General features: G+C 71.0%; 17 protein-coding genes and 1 tRNA gene. 10 read left to right on the top strand and 8 right to left on the bottom strand.

The window, feature by feature from the left end:
* Positions 1–34: 34 nt before the first annotated feature.
* Complete coding sequence (locus ABD240_RS00805) at positions 35–1,291, bottom strand: hypothetical protein (RefSeq protein ID WP_291796365.1); 1,257 nt, start codon at positions 1,289–1,291, stop codon at positions 35–37.
* A gap of 141 nt (positions 1,292–1,432) precedes the next feature.
* On the opposite strand from ABD240_RS00805, the gene ABD240_RS00800 reads away from it, so the two are divergent.
* Positions 1,433–2,725 carry a cell division protein PerM gene (locus tag ABD240_RS00800; RefSeq protein WP_344334417.1) on the top strand — a complete coding sequence of 431 codons (1,293 nt, stop codon included), beginning with the start codon at positions 1,433–1,435 and terminating at the stop codon, positions 2,723–2,725.
* Between the two features lie 9 nt (positions 2,726–2,734).
* On the opposite strand, the gene ABD240_RS00795 is transcribed toward ABD240_RS00800, so the two are convergent.
* Entirely contained in the window at positions 2,735–3,223 is a 489-nt protein-coding gene (locus ABD240_RS00795) for a hypothetical protein (RefSeq protein WP_291798721.1), read from the bottom strand.
* 76 nt (positions 3,224–3,299) lie between these two features.
* On the opposite strand from ABD240_RS00795, the gene purN reads away from it, so the two are divergent.
* From purN to ABD240_RS00775, 4 genes are all read left to right on the top strand, one after another.
* Complete coding sequence (gene purN, locus ABD240_RS00790; RefSeq protein WP_344334415.1) at positions 3,300–3,911, top strand: phosphoribosylglycinamide formyltransferase; 612 nt, start codon at positions 3,300–3,302, stop codon at positions 3,909–3,911.
* 100 nt (positions 3,912–4,011) lie between these two features.
* Positions 4,012–5,562 carry a bifunctional phosphoribosylaminoimidazolecarboxamide formyltransferase/IMP cyclohydrolase gene (gene purH / locus ABD240_RS00785; protein WP_344334414.1) on the top strand — a complete coding sequence of 517 codons (1,551 nt, stop codon included), beginning with the start codon at positions 4,012–4,014 and terminating at the stop codon, positions 5,560–5,562.
* Between the two features lie 13 nt (positions 5,563–5,575).
* The gene (locus ABD240_RS00780) at positions 5,576–5,908 is read left to right on the top strand and encodes a hypothetical protein (protein ID WP_344334412.1); all 333 of its coding nucleotides are present in this window, start codon (positions 5,576–5,578) and stop codon (positions 5,906–5,908) included.
* Between the two features lie 169 nt (positions 5,909–6,077).
* Entirely contained in the window at positions 6,078–6,293 is a 216-nt protein-coding gene (locus ABD240_RS00775; RefSeq protein ID WP_291798733.1) for an Rv0909 family putative TA system antitoxin, read from the top strand.
* Positions 6,294–6,362: 69 nt separating this feature from the next.
* Here the strand turns inward: ABD240_RS00775 and pcrA are convergent, their stop codons facing one another.
* Together pcrA and ABD240_RS00765 are read right to left on the bottom strand one after the other, a co-directional pair.
* A complete protein-coding gene (pcrA, locus tag ABD240_RS00770) occupies positions 6,363–8,843 on the bottom strand; it encodes a DNA helicase PcrA (protein WP_344334411.1) in 2,481 nt (826 codons plus the stop codon).
* Between the two features lie 100 nt (positions 8,844–8,943).
* Positions 8,944–9,300 (bottom strand): hypothetical protein, encoded by a 357-nt coding sequence (locus ABD240_RS00765; protein WP_291798739.1) that lies wholly within the window; start codon positions 9,298–9,300, stop codon positions 8,944–8,946.
* Positions 9,301–9,352: 52 nt separating this feature from the next.
* On the opposite strand from ABD240_RS00765, the gene ABD240_RS00760 reads away from it, so the two are divergent.
* From ABD240_RS00760 to pth, 5 genes are all read left to right on the top strand, one after another.
* A tRNA-Gln gene (locus tag ABD240_RS00760) sits at positions 9,353–9,424 on the top strand.
* 73 nt (positions 9,425–9,497) lie between these two features.
* On the top strand, positions 9,498–10,973 hold the full coding sequence (gene glmU, locus ABD240_RS00755) for a bifunctional UDP-N-acetylglucosamine diphosphorylase/glucosamine-1-phosphate N-acetyltransferase GlmU (RefSeq protein ID WP_291798741.1): 1,476 nt from the start codon (positions 9,498–9,500) through the stop codon (positions 10,971–10,973).
* Entirely contained in the window at positions 10,970–11,941 is a 972-nt protein-coding gene (locus ABD240_RS00750) for a ribose-phosphate diphosphokinase (RefSeq protein WP_291798743.1), read from the top strand. The genes glmU and ABD240_RS00750 overlap by 4 nt, the downstream gene beginning before the upstream one ends.
* Positions 11,942–12,514: 573 nt before the next feature.
* Entirely contained in the window at positions 12,515–13,165 is a 651-nt protein-coding gene (locus ABD240_RS00745) for a 50S ribosomal protein L25/general stress protein Ctc (protein WP_291798746.1), read from the top strand.
* Between the two features lie 192 nt (positions 13,166–13,357).
* Entirely contained in the window at positions 13,358–13,954 is a 597-nt protein-coding gene (gene pth / locus ABD240_RS00740) for an aminoacyl-tRNA hydrolase (RefSeq protein WP_291798749.1), read from the top strand.
* 129 nt (positions 13,955–14,083) lie between these two features.
* Here the strand turns inward: pth and ABD240_RS00735 are convergent, their stop codons facing one another.
* The 4 genes from ABD240_RS00735 to relB form a co-directional block, all read right to left on the bottom strand.
* Positions 14,084–14,785 (bottom strand): 4a-hydroxytetrahydrobiopterin dehydratase, encoded by a 702-nt coding sequence (locus ABD240_RS00735; RefSeq protein WP_344334407.1) that lies wholly within the window; start codon positions 14,783–14,785, stop codon positions 14,084–14,086.
* Complete coding sequence (locus tag ABD240_RS00730; protein ID WP_344334405.1) at positions 14,782–15,402, bottom strand: rhomboid family intramembrane serine protease; 621 nt, start codon at positions 15,400–15,402, stop codon at positions 14,782–14,784. Before ABD240_RS00730 ends, ABD240_RS00735 begins: the two co-directional genes overlap by 4 nt.
* Positions 15,403–15,526: 124 nt before the next feature.
* Positions 15,527–15,793, bottom strand: coding sequence for a type II toxin-antitoxin system RelE family toxin (locus tag ABD240_RS00725; protein WP_344334404.1), 267 nt, complete (start codon positions 15,791–15,793; stop codon positions 15,527–15,529).
* A gap of 20 nt (positions 15,794–15,813) precedes the next feature.
* The gene (gene relB, locus ABD240_RS00720; RefSeq protein ID WP_291798761.1) at positions 15,814–16,086 is read right to left on the bottom strand and encodes a type II toxin-antitoxin system RelB family antitoxin; all 273 of its coding nucleotides are present in this window, start codon (positions 16,084–16,086) and stop codon (positions 15,814–15,816) included.
* Positions 16,087–16,124 lie beyond the last annotated feature (38 nt).

Raw genomic sequence — 16,124 nt, 5'->3', positions numbered from 1 at the left:
GCTCCGCAGGCCCGCAGGCCTGCGGAGCCTCCGCTCAGCCGTTCGTGAGGAAGTCGATGACGATCTTGTCGTCCTCGATCTTCGTCGTGCCGGAGGGGCCCAGGTCCGCCTCGAGCTGGTACTCGTCGCCGTTCTCCGCCTCGACGACGGCCTCCACCTTCCCGCGCTTGCCGTCCTCGGTGTAGAAGGAGCCGGTGGCGACCAGCCCGAGTGAGGACACCGTGACGGTGGGCTTCTCCTTGAGGTCGAAGTCGACGCCGTCCTTCTTGAGCGTGTCGAACTTCTCCTTCTCGTCCTCCGTGGCGAAGGCGTCGCGGGAGAAGAACCCGCAGTCGGTCTCGAGCTTCTCCGAGTCCACGCACTTCTCCAGTGCGGCGTCGACGGCCTTCTGCACGTCCTCGGCGTAGGCCTTGTTGGTGTGGATGGTCACGTCCAGCGGTGCCGGCTGCGGCTCCGGCGTCTCCGAGAAGCCCAGCGAGATCGTCGACTCCGCCGGTTCGGTGTACTTCGTCTCCGCCACCGCCGCGCGATAGGTCCCGGGCATCACTGCGTACTCGGTGGCTCCGGACTGCAGGGACACGTCCACGTCGTTGACGGTGGTGCCGTCCGTCTGCACGAGGTCGAGCGTGAGGGTCTGCAGGACCGGAGCGTTCAGCGTCCACTCGTCGAAGAAGAGACCCGTCCGCCCGGTCCGCGTCGCCGTGAGCGGCAGCTCGTAGCTCTGCCCGTCCACGCTGTAGGCGGCGGTGAGCGTGGCGGAATCCCCGTCGATCCGGGGCTCGGAGACGGAGACCTCTTCGATGCTCTCCGCCGCGGCCCGTGCGATCTCCGGGTCGAGCAGTGTCGTGTCCGCGCCGTTGGGCACCTGCGGCTCCGCGATCGCCTGCGCGGCATCGAGATCCCCGTCGGCCACCGCGTCCATGTACTTCTGGGCCACCACGTCCGGCCCGTACTCGGACCGGTTGACGTTCCTCACCGTGAGGATGCCCACCACCACGAGGACGAGGACGACTCCGACGGCGCACAGGGAGAGGATGAGCGGCAGCCGGCGCTTCCTCTCCCCGCGGGAGCCCCGCCGGGTCTCCGGGGCGGCCTGGGCTCCGGTGGGGCCGGTGCCCGCGTATCCGGGAGCGGGCGCAGGCTGGGGCACCCCGTCCGGGCCGGAGCCCGGGGGCGGTCCCGAGGCGGCTCCCGGGCTGAAGTCCGCAGGCGGGACGGGACCGGATCCCGGGGGCGGAGAGCCCGGCGGCGGCTGCTGCGGCATCGGTGGGAACTGATCATGGGAGCTCATCGGAGGACGCTCACCTTCATGACGGGGACGGGCACGGTGTTCAAGCTACCACCCGGCCGCGGACCCCCGCCTGCTGTGACGGCCGCGACGCCGGTGTGTCGAGGACCCTCTCAGCACTCGGGAGCGGGGAAGATGGGCTCGATGTCTCCTGCACCTGAACCTTCCCCCTCCCTCAGCCGCCACCCTGTGACGATCGGCGCCCTCGAATCCCTGCGCGCCTTCGTCGTCACGGCCTGTGTCGCCCTCATCGTCGCGACGGCGGCCTGGTTCGTCGCTCTCGCTCAGCAGCAGCCGCTCAGCGTCGTCCCCGTGTGGGCCGGCACTCTCGTGGGCACCGCCGCGGGCTGGGCGACCGAGGCCCCGCCCGCTCTGCCTCCCACCCTCCTCACCGTGGGCCTCGTCGTGCTGCTGGGACAGGCGTTCGGCCGCACGCGCAGGGCACTGGCGGTGAACGCGGACCTGGCCCGCGCCGGGCGCCTGCCCGCTTCCCCGCACGCGTTCCTGTGGGGCATCTCCACCGTCGTGGGCGCGAGCGTCGTGTGGGTGGCGGTGAGCGGCCTGCTCGTGGGCGCCTGCGCCGCCGGCCCGCTCGGCACCGCCCGCTTCCTGACGGTCCTGCTGTGCGCCGGCCTGCTCGCCTTCCTCCGACCGGCGCGCTCGCGTCGTGAGCGCAGGGCGGAGCGCCGGGCGCGCCGCGCGGCTCGCAGAGAGCAGCCCCCGGGCCGGGTGCGGCGGGATCCCGGTGCCGAGGCCGCGTGGGCGCACCGGCTCACCGGCTGGGCGGAGCCGCGCGTGGGCGAGGACTGGGCGGCGGCCGCGCTGCGCGGGCTGCGGCTGACCGGCCGCACCTGGGTCGCCTTCGGCATCCTCGCCCTCCTGCTCGTGGGCACCGGGCTCGTGCTGGGCCGCACAGCGGTGGGCACGGCCCTCGACGCCTACTCCGATCCGGCGGCCGCGGCCGTGGGGCTCACCCTGGTGCAGCTGGCCTTCGCCCCGACCATCGGCCTGCTGGCGCTCTCGTGGGCCTCCGGTGCGGGGATCTGGATGTCCTCGACGGTGCTCGCCTCACCGTCCGCGGGCTTCGAGGGGCCGGTGCCGGCGGTCCCGGTGCTCGCCCTGGTGCCGGCCGATCCGCCGGCGTGGTGCGGCTTCCTCGTCGTGGCGCCGGTCCTCGCCGCCGTCCTCGCCGCGGCGGCGAGGAGGGAGTGGACGGACGGGCTGGACTGGCGGACGCTCGTCGTCCACACGGCGCTCATGTGCGTCTCGGCCGGTGCCGGTGCGCTGTTCTCCCGCGGCGGGATCGGTCCGGAGGGGCTGGAGCAGTTCGGCGCGCCGGTCCTGCTCATGACCGCCCTGCTCACCGCCTGCGCGGCGGTGGGTGCGGCGGCGGTGTGGGGGCTGCGCCTGCTCGCCGAACGCAGGGGCGAGGAGTGAGGCGCCGGGTCAGCTCTGCGAGCCGGGGAGGGGCTGACCGGTGAGCTTCTCGAACCAGTCCGCCACACCGCTGCTGTAGTCGTTCTGGCAGGTCGCCTGCGCCTGTTCGGTGAGTGCGTGCGAGACGCAGTCCTCGAACTCCTGGCGCAGCGGCCAGATCGCCGCCGTGGACGCAGCGGAGACGAGGACGTATCCGGCCACGAGGATGCCGATGACGCCGGTGACGATCGCCTGCGCGGCGTTCCCGGCGCGCACGCCGGCGACGATGCTCATGACCGCGCAGACGATCGCGGCCACGGCGAGCACGCCGGAGACGATGACGAAGGGCAGCGGCAGCAGGGAGGTGAGCACCGCGCCGGCGAGGAGCAGCGTGAGGACGAGGCCCAGTTTCACGGCCCGCTTCTGGGGGCCGGTGGGCTCCGGTGTCCCTCCCGTGCCGGGATCCTCCGTGCCCGGGGTGCGGGTGCGGTCTTCGTCGGTCCTGTTCGGTGTGCTCACCGGATCAGTCTCCCACATCCTGCTCCGTCCCGGACGCGGCGGGCCGACGGGGACGCGGCCGTCTAGACTGTGGCCCGTGCGCTGCGTACTCCTTGCCTCCGGTTCCGGAACCCTCACCCAGGCCGTCCTCGATGCCCATGCCGGCACGGGGACCGGCGTCGACGTCGTCGCCGTCGGTTCGGACCGCCCCCGGGCGCAGGTGCTCGACCGTGCGCGCGCGGCGGGGGTCGAGACCTTCGCGGTCCCACCTGCGGAGCATGCGGACCGCTCCGCCTGGAACTCGGCGCTCACGGCGGCCGTGGCCGCCTACGCCCCTGACTGGGTGGTCTCGGCCGGTTTCATGCGCATCCTCGGCGAGGAGTTCGTGGACCGCTTCGCCCACCGCATCATCAACACCCACCCTGCTCTGCTGCCGTCCTTCCCCGGCGCCCACGGCGTCAGGGACGCGCTCGCCTACGGGGTGAAGGTCACCGGCACGACGATCCACCTCGTCGACGCGGGCACGGACACCGGGCCCATCATCGCGCAGTTCCCCGTGCCGATCCGGGAGGACGACGACGAGGACTCGCTCCACGAGCGGATCCGCGCCGTGGAGCGGGCCCGCCTCGTCGAGCTGCTGGGCCACCTCGCCTCCGCCGGCCTCAGGGTGGAGGGCCGGAGAGTGACGGGATGGAGCCCCGTCGAGTAGGCCCGCTCCCGCCACCCATGCTCCCCGCACGACGCCCCGGCAGCCGTGCGGGACACACACCAGACAGCCGGATCCGCGAGTTCCAGGAGGACAGAAGACCGTGAACGTAGCCCGCCCCATCCGCCGCGCCCTCATCAGCGTCTACGACAAGACAGGTCTGGAGGAGCTGGCCCGCGGTCTGCACGCCGCCGGCGTCACGATCGTCTCCACGGGCTCCACCGCCGCGCGCATCGCCGATTCCGGCGTGCCGGTCACGCCGGTCGAGGAGCTCACCGGCTTCCCCGAATGCCTGGAGGGGCGGGTGAAGACCCTGCATCCCCGCGTGCACGCCGGCATCCTCGCCGACACCCGCAAGCCGGACCACCTCGCCCAGCTGGAGGAGCTGGGTGTGGAGGGCTTCGACCTGGTGGTCGTCAACCTCTATCCCTTCACGCAGACGGTGGCCTCCGGTGCGGGCTTCGACGAGTGCGTCGAGCAGATCGACATCGGGGGCCCCTCGATGGTCCGCGCGGCGGCGAAGAACCATCCCAGCGTGGCCGTCGTCACCCGCCCGGAGACCTACGCGGAGGTCGTCGAGGCGGCCGCGGGGGAGGGCTTCGGCCTGGACCGCCGCACACAGCTCGCGGCCGAGGCCTTCGCCCACACCGCCGCCTACGACGTCGCCGTGGCCTCCTGGCTGGCGGAACAGACCGCGGCGGAGTCCGCACTCCCGGCCTTCGCCGGTCTGGCCGGGGAGAAGACCGCTGATCTGCGCTACGGCGAGAACCCGCATCAGGCGGCCGCCGTCCATGCTCTGCCGGGCGCGGGAGGCACGGCGAACGCCGTGCAGCTGGGCGGCAAGGAGATGTCCTTCAACAACTACCAGGACATCGACGCGGCCATCCGCGCCGCCTATGACTTCGCGGAGCCGGCCGTGGCGATCATCAAGCACGCCAACCCCTGCGGTATCGCCGTGGGCGAGGACATCGCACAGGCGCACCGGCGTGCGCACGCCACGGACCCCGTCTCCGCCTACGGCGGGGTGATCGCCGCCAATCGCGAGGTCACGCTGGCCATGGCGGAATCCGTCAAGCCGATCTTCACGGAGGTGCTCGCCGCTCCCTCCTTCGCCGCGGACGCGCTCGAACTCCTGCGGACGAAGAAGAACCTGCGCCTGCTGCAGCTGGGCGAGGTGGAGCGCGAGACCACGGAGCTCAAGCCCATCTCCGGAGGCTTCCTCGTGCAGGAGCGCGATCTGCTCCAGGCCGAGGGCGATGCGCCGGAGAACTGGACGCTGGTGGCCGGCGAGGCCGCGGACGTGCAGACGCTCGCGGATCTCTCGTTCGCCTGGCGTGCCTGCCGCGCCGTGAAGTCCAACGCCATCCTGCTGGCGAAGGACGGCGCGGCCGTGGGCGTGGGCATGGGCCAGGTCAACCGCGTCGACTCCGCCAGGCTCGCCGTCGAGCGCGCCGGTGAGGAGAGGGCTGCGGGCTCCGTGTGCGCCTCCGATGCGTTCTTCCCCTTCGCAGACGGCCCCCAGGTCCTCTTCGACGCAGGCGTGAAGGCGATCGTGCAGCCCGGCGGCTCCATCCGGGACGAGGAGGTCGTCGCGGCGGCACAGGCAGCCGGGGTGACGATGTACGTGACGGGGTCGCGTCATTTCTTCCACTGAGCATCCGCGCCACGTGAGGGCGTCCCTGCCGCGCACCGGCCGCGGCAGGGGCTGGTTCTCCAAGCGCTGGATCTACTGGAAGCGGCGGTACTCGGATCCCACCCGCCGCGACTGGGTGATGCTCGCGGTCCTGCTCGCGATCCTGCTGGCCCTTGCGCTGTCCCCGGTGAGCTTCCGCCTCACGGGGGGAGTGCTGGCCGCGGTGCCTGCGGGGATGGGCGTGCTCCGCCTCCTGGGCGACGAATGGGCGGCCACGGTGCGCAACCGCGGCCGCGGTTTCGATGCGACGCTCCTGTTCGCCGTCGCGGTGCTGCTCGCCCTGCTGACCGTCACGGTTCCGGGCTGAGCGGGACGGCGGGACCGGGGCAGTCTGTGAGGCCCCTGTGCGATCCGCGCGAGATGCCCGCAGATCGTGTGGCCGGCGACGCCGACCGTTGCGCCGGTGCCCGCGGCCTGGAAGGCTCGGGGGTGAAGCCGCCGGACGAAGGCGGTCCCCAGCCGACAGGAGGTGCCGCATGGGATTCGGCGACATTGCGAACAAGGCCAAGGACGCTCTCAACTCGGACAAGGCGGAGCAGATCACGGACACGGGTCTGGACAAGGCCGCCGCGGCCGCGGACAAGCTGACCGGCGGCAAGTACACCGAGCAGATCCAGAAGGGCCGTGACGCGGCCGACGAGAAGATCGGCAACCGCGGTGCCGACGGCGGGCAGGCGGACTCCCGCCCCTGAGAGGTCGCACACCACGAGAGAAGGCCGGTTCCCTGCGCGGGAACCGGCCTTCGCCGTGAACGGGAGTCCTCAGAGCTTCTCCACCGGGGCGTAGCGCATGAGGAGACGCTTGGTGCCCTCCGAACCGAAGTCCACGACCGCGACCGTCTTGTCCCCGGCGCCGTTGACCTCCACGACGGTGCCGAGTCCGAAGGAGTCGTGGGAGACGCGATCGCCGGCCTCCACGGACACCATCTCGCGCTGCGGCCGGATGCGGTTGGGGAAGCCGGTGCCCGGCCGGCTCGAGGCGCTCGCGCTCCGGCTGCCGCCCGCACCCCCGAAGCCTCCCGAGGCGGCAGCGCCGAACAGCCGGTCCGCACCACCCGTGGACCCTCCTCCGCCGTAGGCCGCGCCGTACGCACCCGCGCCGCCCGCGCCGAGGCCGCCGATCCCGCCGGAGCCGGTCGACTCCCAGTCGATCAGCGCTTCCGGGATCTCCGCGAGGAAGCGGCTGGGCGGGTTGTACTGCGGCTGGCCCCACTGGCTGCGCGTCTCCGCCCGCGTGAGGAGGAGCTTGCGCTTGGCGCGGGTGAGCCCCACGTAGGCCAGCCGGCGCTCCTCGGACATCTCCTGGGAGGAGGTGAAGGAGCGCTGGTGCGGGAACGCCCCGTCCTCCATGCCGGTGAGGAACACCACCGGGAACTCCAGGCCCTTCGCGGTGTGCAGGGTCATGAGGGTGACCTCGCCGCCGTCCTCGTCCGGCAGGGAGTCCGAGTCCGAGGAGAGTGAGACCGCCTCGAGGAACTCGTCCAGGGTGCCCTCGCCCTCGTGCTGCGCATCGAACTGCTCCGCGACCGCCACCAGCTCCGCCAGGTTGTCCACGCGTGATTCGTCCTGCGGGTCCGTCGACTGGGAGAGCGAGGCGAGGTACCCGCTCTGCTCCAGGGCGGCCTCGAGCACGGGTGCCACCCCGCCGGCCTCGGCCACGCCCTGCAGATCCGTCATGAGGGTGAGGAAGGTGCGGATGGGGCCGAGGGAGCGCGAGGTGATGCCTATCGCGTTCTCCGCGTCCTCCAGCGCGGTGCGGAAGTCCGTCCGTTCGCGTTCCGCGTGCGCGGCGACGAGGGCCTCCGTGCGATCGCCGATCCCGCGCTTGGGCTCGTTGAGCACGCGGCGCAGGTTCACGTCGTCCGCCGGGTTCGCCACGGCGCGCAGATAGGCGAGCGCGTCCTTGATCTCCTTGCGTTCGTAGAACCGGGTGCCGCCCACCACGCGGTAGGGCATGCCGGCCCGCACCAGCGCGTCCTCGATCGCACGGGACTGGGCGTTGGTCCGGTAGAACACCGCGAAGTCGCCGTAGCTCAGCCCGTGCTCGTCCCGGAGCTCGTCGATGCGCTCCACGACGAAGCGCGCCTCCGCCTGCTCCGTCTCCGCGACCCAGCCCGTCACCTTGTCGCCGTCGCCCCGGTCCGTCCACAGCCTCTTCTCCCGCCTGTCCGGGTTGTGGGAGATGACGGCATTGGCCGCGGAGAGGATCGTCTGGGTCGAGCGGTAGTTCTGCTCCAGCAGGATGGTGCGCGCCTGCGGGAAGTCCTTCTCGAACTCGACGATGTTGCGCACCGTCGCCCCGCGGAAGGCGTAGATGGACTGGTCCGCGTCGCCCACCACCGTGAGCTCTCCTGTGGGCGCGGGCAGATCCGCTCCCGCGAGAGCACGGATGAGGCGGTACTGCGCGGGATTCGTGTCCTGGTACTCGTCGACGAGGATGTGCCGGAACCGGGCGCGGTAGTTCTGCGCGAGCGCCTCGAAGGCCTCCAGCAGGTGGACGGTCTCCATGATGATGTCGTCGAAGTCCAGCGCATTGGCCCGCCGCAGCCGCTCCTGGTAGCGGCGGTAGACGTCTGCGACCTCCGCCTCGTGGGCACGCTCACCCGCGGTCGCGGCGAAGTCCTCCGGCGTGAGGAGGTCGTTCTTGAGGTTCGAGATGCGGCTGCGCAGGGCCCGGGGCGGGTGCTTCTTGGGGTCGAGGTCCGCCTCCCTCGCCACCTGCGTGATGAGGCGCAGGGAGTCCTGTGCGTCGTAGATCGTGAAGTTCGACTTCATGCCGAGCGTGGCGGCCTCGCGCCGCAGTATCCGCACGCAGGCGGAGTGGAAGGTGGAGATCCACATGCTGCGCGCGGCGGGCCCCACCAGGGAGGCGACGCGCTCCTGCATCTCCTTCGCGGCCTTGTTCGTGAAGGTGATGGCGAGGACCTCGCCGGGCCGTGCCCGTCCGGTGCGCAGGGCATAGGCGATCCGGCGCGTGAGCACGCTCGTCTTCCCGGAGCCGGCGCCCGCCACGATCAGCAGCGGCGAGCCCGTGTGGAGGACCGCCTCCCGCTGCGCGGGATTGAGCCCGTCCAGCAGAGCGTCCGCACCGGAGGCGGCACCCGCAGGGCCGGGGGCATGACCGACGGCGGTCTCCGCGGGGTCTCCGGCGGAGCCTGCGGCTGCCGGCGGAGCGTCTGCGGGCGCGGCGTCCGGGTGTGCGGGGCCGGTGAGAGCGGAGAGGAAGTCGAACGGCGAACTCATAGTGCTCACGAACCTATCAGCGGGGACGGACGCAGCCCGGAGGCACGAGGCGTCCGGGCTGCGGGGAAGGAGAGAGGGCGGTTCAGCGCGGGGTGGACGCTCAGGTCCAGAAGACCGCGACCGCGACGGCGGCGACGGCAGCGACGACAGTGCCGTGGGCGAGCCCCGCGGAGGTTCCCTCTCCCGGTGCGGCCTTCTCCCGGCGGTTGCCCAGCAGGGCGAGGACCGTCACCGCGAGGGCGAGGACGAGCTTCACAGCGATCTTCGCGTGATCGACATCTCCCGGTCCCATCTCCGCGACGCCCACCAGTGCGAGGCCGGTGAGGAGCTGGAGGAACGAGGCGTGCAGCATGCCGGGGATGACCCGCGGGGCCTTCACATTGGCGAAGTAGCCGCCGATGATGAGAGCCATGCCGAGCAGGTGCAGGAAGAGGAGGATGAGACGGAGGATTTCCATAGCGCTGAGTCTAGTGGCAGGATTGCACCCGGTGCTGGGCGGCCCCGCGCAGTCCGCCCTGGTGTAATGGCAGCACGCCGGCCTTTGGAGCCGTGCAGTCTAGGTTCGAGTCCTAGGGGCGGAACTCCTCCGCCGGCCGCGGGGTGCGGCAGTGCGCACCACGCAGCGAAACCGATCCACGAGGAGCTTTAGAGCATATGGCGGACCACTCTCCGGCAGCGGTGATCGTCCTCGCCGCAGGCGAAGGCACCAGGATGAAGTCCGCGACGCCCAAGGTGATGCACCCCATCGCCGGGCGCTCCCTCCTCCATCACGCGATCAGCGCGGCGGCCGGCACCGAGCCCGAGCACCTCGTGGTGGTCCTGCGCCACGCCCGCGAGCAGGTCGCGGCCCACGTGGAGCACGTCTCCGCCTCCGTCCGGCGCTCCGTGCTCATCGCGGACCAGGACCACGTCCCGGGCACCGGCCGCGCCGCCGAATGCGCCCTCACGCAGCTCCCGGAGTCCCTCTCCGGCACCGTGGTCGTCACCTACGGGGACGTCCCCCTGCTCACGACCGCGACCCTCGAACAGCTCATCGCCCACCACGAGGAGCAGGGCAACGCCGTCACCGTACTGTCCGCACAGGTGAGCGATCCCCACGGCTACGGCCGGATCGTGCGTGACGCCGCAGGGGGCCTCGAACGCATCGTCGAGGAGAAGGACGCGGACGACGCGGTCCGGGCCATCACCGAGATCAACTCCGGCATCTATGCCTTCGACCTCGCGGCCCTGCGCCGTGCGCTCGCCCAGGTGAGCACCGAGAACGCCCAGGGGGAGAAGTACCTCACGGACGTCATCGGGATCGAGCGCGAGGCGGGCTCCCGCGTGGCCGCCTTCACCACCGAGGACGTGTGGCAGGTCGAGGGGGCGAACGACCGCGTGCAGCTCGCGCAGCTGGGCCGGGAGCTCAACCACCGGATCGTGGTCGCCCACATGCGCGCCGGCGTCACGGTGGTGGACCCGGAGACGACGTGGATCGACGCAGACGTCGTCATCGCCCCGGACGTGACGGTGCTCCCGGGCGTGCAGCTGCACGGAGCGTGCGACATCGCCACGGGCGCGGTGATCGGCCCGGACACGACGCTGGCGGACACCGAGGTGGGCGAGGGCGCACAGGTGATCCGCACCCACGGTTCGCTCGCGGTGATCGGCGCGGGCGCCTCGGTGGGTCCCTTCGCCTACCTGCGCCCGGGCACGGAGCTGGGTCCGGAGGGCAAGATCGGCACCTTCGTCGAGACGAAGAACGCGCAGATCGGCGCCGGGTCCAAGGTTCCGCACCTCACCTATGTGGGGGATGCGACGATCGGCGAACAGTCCAACATCGGGGCCTCCTCCGTGTTCGTCAACTACGACGGCGTGAACAAGCACCGCACGACGATCGGCTCGCACGTGCGAATGGGCTCGGACACCATGTACATCGCCCCCGTGGAGGTGGGCGACGGCGCCTATTCCGGTGCCGGCGCGGTGATCACCGAAGATGTTCCTGCAGGGGCGCTGGCCATCAGGGAAGGCCGGCAGCGCAACATCGAAGGGTGGGTCGTGCGTAAGCGACCGGGCACCCCTGCGGCACAGGCGGCCCAGCTGGCCGCGGACAGCGAAGGTCCCACCGCGGATAAGGAGTCCCGATCGTGAAGTCGATCACCACAGCAGGCGAGAAGAAGCTCGTCCTCGTCGCCGGACGCTCCAACCAGGAGCTCGCCCAGCAGGTCGCCGAGAGCCTCGGCACCGAGCTCCTGGAGACTGACGTCTACAACTTCGCCAACGGCGAGATCTACGTGCGGTTCGGCGAGTCCGTGCGCGGCTGCGACGTCTTCGTCATGCAGTCCCACTCCGCGCCCATCAACGAGTGGGTCATGGAGCAGCTCATCATGGTGGACGCGCTCAAGCGGGCCTCCGCCAAGCGGATCACGGTGATCGCCCCGTTCTTCCCCTACGCCCGGCAGGACAAGAAGCACCGCGGCCGCGAGCCCATCTCCGCCCGCCTCATGGCGGACCTGTTCAAGACCGCCGGCGCGGACCGCCTCATCACGGTCGATCTCCACACCGCGCAGATCCAGGGCTTCTTCGACGGCCCCGTCGACCACCTCGTGGCGATGCCGATCCTCTCCGACTACGTCAAGCGGAACTATCCCGGCGATCTCGCCGTGGTCTCCCCGGACGCCGGGCGCATCAAGGTGGCCGAGAACTGGTCCGCCTCCCTGGGGGGCGTGCCGCTGGCCTTCATCCACAAGACCCGCGACATCACCCGGCCCAACGAGACGAAGGCCAACCGCGTGGTGGGCGAGGTCGAGGGCCGCACCTGCGTGCTCGTCGACGACATGATCGACACGGGCGGGACCATCGTCCAGGCCGCCGAGGCGTGCATGGCGGCCGGTGCGAAGGGCGTCATCATCGTCTCCACGCACGCCGTGTTCTCCGGCCCCGCGGTGGAGCGCCTGTCGAGCTCCGTGGCGGAGGAGGTCATCGTCACGAACACCCTCCCGATCGAGGACGAGAAGCACTTCGACAAGCTCACGGTGCTCTCGATCGCCCCGCTGCTCGCGCGTGCCGTGCACGAGGTGTTCGAGGACGGCTCCGTCACGAGCCTCTTCGACATCTGAGCATCCCTGCTGTGCGCCTCCGCTCCGTGCGGAGGGCCCGAGACCCCGTTCCGGCATGCGCCGGGACGGGGTCTCGCCGCGTCTGCGGGTCGGGAAGCGTGGGGACGAGGATGCCCCGTGCGGTGCGGACTCCAGATATTCGTCTGCTTTCTGTCCATCGCTGAGCAGGCGGCATCGCTCTTCGGTGAGGGGTTGCCGTTCGATGGAGGCGCTGCTCGCAGCTTGGGCCTCATACTCCAGGCAGTCGTGAGGCATGGTGGGCGGCCTCGTGCCCACATGAGGGATCGCATGATCGCTGCTGCGGCGGCCGCGAATGATGTGCTGTTGCTTACGCTCAACGCGGCCGACTTCCAAGGGCTTGAAAGCGTTGTGGAGGTCGTGGAGCCGGTGTGAAGGCCCGTTTGGCGTGGCGGGGCAGCGCGCGTATCCTTGTGGGGTTGCCTCGGCGAGGGAAGCCCACATGGCTTCCGTGATCGACGCGGTGCTCTCAGCCTCCTCCCGGCCGTTCGCCGGTGCAGGTGCGGTTCCACGAGCAGCGTCCGCCGTGGTCCCGTCACCACGAAGGAGAAGACAATGGCTGACACCATCAAGCTGCTCGCCGCGAAGCGCGAGGAGTTCGGCAAGGGAGCGTCGCGCCGCGACCGCCGCGCGGGCAAGATCCCCGCAGTCCTCTACGGCCACGGCACGGAGCCGGAGCACCTGCTGCTCGAGGGCCACGCCACCATGCTCGCGCTGCGCAACGCCAATGCCCTGCTGGAGCTCGAGAACGCCGAGGGCACCCGCAACGAGCTCGCGCTCCCCAAGGACGTCCAGGTGCACCCGGTCTCCCGTGAGATCGAGCACGTCGACCTCATCATCGTCAAGCGCGGCGAGAAGGTCGAGGTCGAGATCCCCGTGCACGTCGTGGGCGAGGCCGCCCCCGGCACGCTGGTCTCCCACGAGGCCACCACCCTGCTGCTCGAGGCCGACGCCCTCAAGCTGCCTGAGCACGTCGAGGTCAGCATCGAGGGCCGCGAGGCAGGCGAGCACGTCTACGCCGCCGATGTGGTGCTGCCCAAGGGCACGACGCTCGCGGGCGACCCGGAGCTGCTCGTCGTCAACGTCTCCGCCGAGATCTCCGAGGCGCAGCTCGAGGCCGAGCTCGAGTCCGACGCGGTCGAGGGTGACGCCGTCCCCGCTTCGCAGGAGGACGAGGGCCCGGCGGAACCCGCCGACAAGGAGTGAGCCGCTCGTGGCCGGCGGAACAGCGCCCGGCTGCGTGATCGCACACCGCTGAGGGGCGGGGCCGCACGGTCCCGCCCCTCAGCCGTGAGGCCTCCTCTGCAGTGATCGCGGCGGAGACGGCATCCGGACGCGGGCGGGTGCAGAAGCACCGGCAGTTCCGGGAGAGACAGCAACGGGGGAGAGGACGGGCAGATGGCGGAGGACACGTGGCTGATCGTGGGGCTGGGCAATCCCGGCTCCCGCTACGCCGGGACGCGGCACAACATCGGCTATCTCGTGGTCGACGAGCTGCTGGAGCGCATGGGTGCGGCCCTCACGAAGACGCGCTTCCAGGCGACCGCGGCGAGCGGGCGGCTGCCCGGCAGCGGCGGGCTGCCGGGACCGCGGGCGGTCCTCATGCGCGCCGCCGCGTACATGAATGAGTCCGGACAGGCGGCGGGCGCCCTCGCACGCTTCCATTCGATCCCCGCCTCCCACGTCATCGCCGTCCACGACGACGTGGACCTCGACTTCGACACGGTCCGGCTCAAACGCGGCGGGGGAGAAGGCGGTCACAACGGCCTCCGCTCGCTCACCCGGCACCTCGGGACCAGGGACTACCTGCGGCTGCGAGCAGGGGTGGGCAGGCCGCCGGGGCGCATGGACACAGCCGACTACGTGCTGGCCCGCTTCTCCAAGGACGAGCAGCAGACCCTGCCGATCTTCGTCTCCGATCTCGCCGACGCCGTGGAGCAGCTCACGGCGGAAGGCCTCGAAGCCGCACAGCAGCGCTTCCACAGCCGCGGCTGAGGGGAACTGACGCGCAGGCGTCCCGTCCTGAGCCGCCGCCTCACTCTCCTGCCGCCGGGGCTGCCCGGAACGGCTGCTGCACCAGCCCGGAAGGGCCGGTGCACCCGCTGCGGAATCGCCGGTGCAGCCTTACCGTGAGGCGGCTGTGCAGATGCAGGCGCGGTTGCCGTCCGCATCCTCGAGCACGGTGAAGCTGGGGGCCTGGGAGTCATCGGCGACCCGCCCACCTGCGTCCACCACTGCACGGATGCGCGCCGGTGCGACGGCCTCGGGCAGCCAGAGGTCCACGTGCAGGCGCTGGTGCGGGACCTCGTGGGGCTCGCAGTCCTGGAACCACAGAGTGGGGAGCTGACCGCTGGGGTCGACGACCTCCCCGCCGGTGAGGCGATCCGGTTCCCCGGTGAGGAGTGCGGACCAGAACGGGAGGATCTCGTCCCTGCGCGCGGTGTCCAGTCCGAGTTCCATGACGGCAGGCGCCGCGGGGAGCGCAGCCACCCCCGCCTCCCGGGCGAGCGCGCTGATCCGCGCGGCGAGACCGAGGTCCCGGTCCGTCACCGCACCGGTGTCATGGCTGGTGAGGCGCACATCGAGGTGCGGGTACGTGAGCGTCAGATCCGGGTGGTGGTTCGCTGCCTCCGCCGCGTCGCCGATCTTCTGGGCGAGGGCGAGGCCGGCGGCGAAGTTCCCGGTGGCGAAGCGCGCCCGGATGCACCCGGGAAGCACCTGCCAGTCCTCGAGGCCCGCCTGCGCGAGCGCGTCCAGGAGTCGCTGGCTCCGGTACGCGTTCTCCTGCTGGTCCTGCTCCGGTGTCCGTCCCTGTTCGGCAGTCATGCCCGCATGCTACGCGCCGGCCGCGGCGCTCCGGAACCCCTCAGGAGCAGTCCCGCGCACACCCCTCCCACTGCGCCGGACAGATGCCCCTGCCAGGAGACTCCGGGGCTCACGGGCAGCACGCCGGTGAGCATCGAGCCGCCGTAGACCGCGACGACGAGCACCGCGATGACGATCTGCAGGACGCGCCGCCCGCCCGGCGGCGTGCGCTTCACCCTCACCAGCAGGTAGGCGAAATAGCCGAAGACCAGGCCCGAGGCCCCCACCGTGACGGTGCCCGGCACGGCGAGCAGCCAGGGGCCCACTCCGCCCACCAGGGCGACGATCGCCGTCACGGCCCAGAAGCGGCGCCCGCCCTCGGCGGCGACCAGGATCCCGAGCACGAGGAACGGGACGGAGTTGGCGATGAGATGGCTCCACGTGGAGTGGAGCAGCGGTGCGAGGAGGATGCCCTGCAGATGAGTCACGTCCCAGGCGCGGATGCCGAAGACCTCGAAGCTGCCGGGCAGGACGGCATCGGCCGCCTCGACGACCCACATGAGCGCCAGGAGGAGGACGGGCGGCAGGAACCGGGCGAGGGCGGAGGCGGGGGCTGAGGAACCCGAGGTCTGCGGCATCCTCCCATTCTCCCCGAGGATTCTGGGTGCGGGATGCTGGGTGGCGGCGAGGGTGGTGGCGGTGGCACGACTGCTGTTTCGATCGGTCTGTGGGCGACTGGCAGGCACCAGGGCCGCAGCAGTGTCAGCCTTCGTAGATTGCGCTCCGGTGGTCTGTATCAAGTGCGACGATGGCCAATTCGCCCCGGCGGATATCGATGATCGTCCGGTAGTCGCCAGTCCGAATGTGCCAGAGGCCTTCGAGGGGCCCAGTCATCGGTTTGCACCGCACAGAAGGATCTTCCAGTGTGCAGAGCCCGTAGAGCTTGACGAGGATCCGCCGCTGCACGTGCCGGTCCAGCTTGCTCAGAGCCTTGTCGAACTTACGGGTGCGGATCACGTCGTAGGTCATGATGGAGTGGTGCGCGGCGGTTACTCGGCGGCCTCGGCACGCGCCTCAGCGCGCAGCTCCTCCGGATCGAACCCGAGCTCGCGTGTCAGTTCGTCCAGGGGGCCGGTTTCAGCAACGCCTGCGCGGGCGGCTTCTGCATGCGCAGCAAGATCGTAGGCCCACTCGATGCCGCTCAGGTGCTCTTCCAGCGCCTCACGCACGTAAAAGGACTTGGGTCGCTGCGTCGATTCAGCGAGCCGGTTCAGGCGGTCGTTGAGATCCGCCGGCAGGCGAAGCGAGATGGTGTCCGACATGTAATACATTGTCCACCGCCAGTCCTCCGACCACAAGA

It is taken from the genome of Brevibacterium salitolerans (assembly GCF_039531405.1).
Taxonomy (GTDB): Bacteria; Actinomycetota; Actinomycetes; order Actinomycetales; family Brevibacteriaceae; genus Brevibacterium; species Brevibacterium salitolerans.
Note: the sequence above shows the minus strand (reverse complement) of the source record. Positions and strands in the feature narration are given on the sequence as shown.

Coding starts and splice junctions, on each gene's coding strand:
- ABD240_RS00805 (WP_291796365.1), bottom strand. CDS start 1,291: ATGAGCTCCCATGATCAGTTCCCACCGATGCCGCAGCAGCCGCCGCCG.
- ABD240_RS00800 (WP_344334417.1), top strand. CDS start 1,433: ATGTCTCCTGCACCTGAACCTTCCCCCTCCCTCAGCCGCCACCCTGTG.
- ABD240_RS00775 (WP_291798733.1), top strand. CDS start 6,078: ATGGGATTCGGCGACATTGCGAACAAGGCCAAGGACGCTCTCAACTCG.
- pcrA (WP_344334411.1), bottom strand. CDS start 8,843: ATGAGTTCGCCGTTCGACTTCCTCTCCGCTCTCACCGGCCCCGCACAC.
- ABD240_RS00765 (WP_291798739.1), bottom strand. CDS start 9,300: ATGGAAATCCTCCGTCTCATCCTCCTCTTCCTGCACCTGCTCGGCATG.
- glmU (WP_291798741.1), top strand. CDS start 9,498: ATGGCGGACCACTCTCCGGCAGCGGTGATCGTCCTCGCCGCAGGCGAA.
- ABD240_RS00745 (WP_291798746.1), top strand. CDS start 12,515: ATGGCTGACACCATCAAGCTGCTCGCCGCGAAGCGCGAGGAGTTCGGC.
- pth (WP_291798749.1), top strand. CDS start 13,358: ATGGCGGAGGACACGTGGCTGATCGTGGGGCTGGGCAATCCCGGCTCC.
- ABD240_RS00735 (WP_344334407.1), bottom strand. CDS start 14,785: ATGACTGCCGAACAGGGACGGACACCGGAGCAGGACCAGCAGGAGAAC.
- ABD240_RS00730 (WP_344334405.1), bottom strand. CDS start 15,402: ATGCCGCAGACCTCGGGTTCCTCAGCCCCCGCCTCCGCCCTCGCCCGG.
- ABD240_RS00725 (WP_344334404.1), bottom strand. CDS start 15,793: ATGACCTACGACGTGATCCGCACCCGTAAGTTCGACAAGGCTCTGAGC.
- relB (WP_291798761.1), bottom strand. CDS start 16,086: ATGTCGGACACCATCTCGCTTCGCCTGCCGGCGGATCTCAACGACCGC.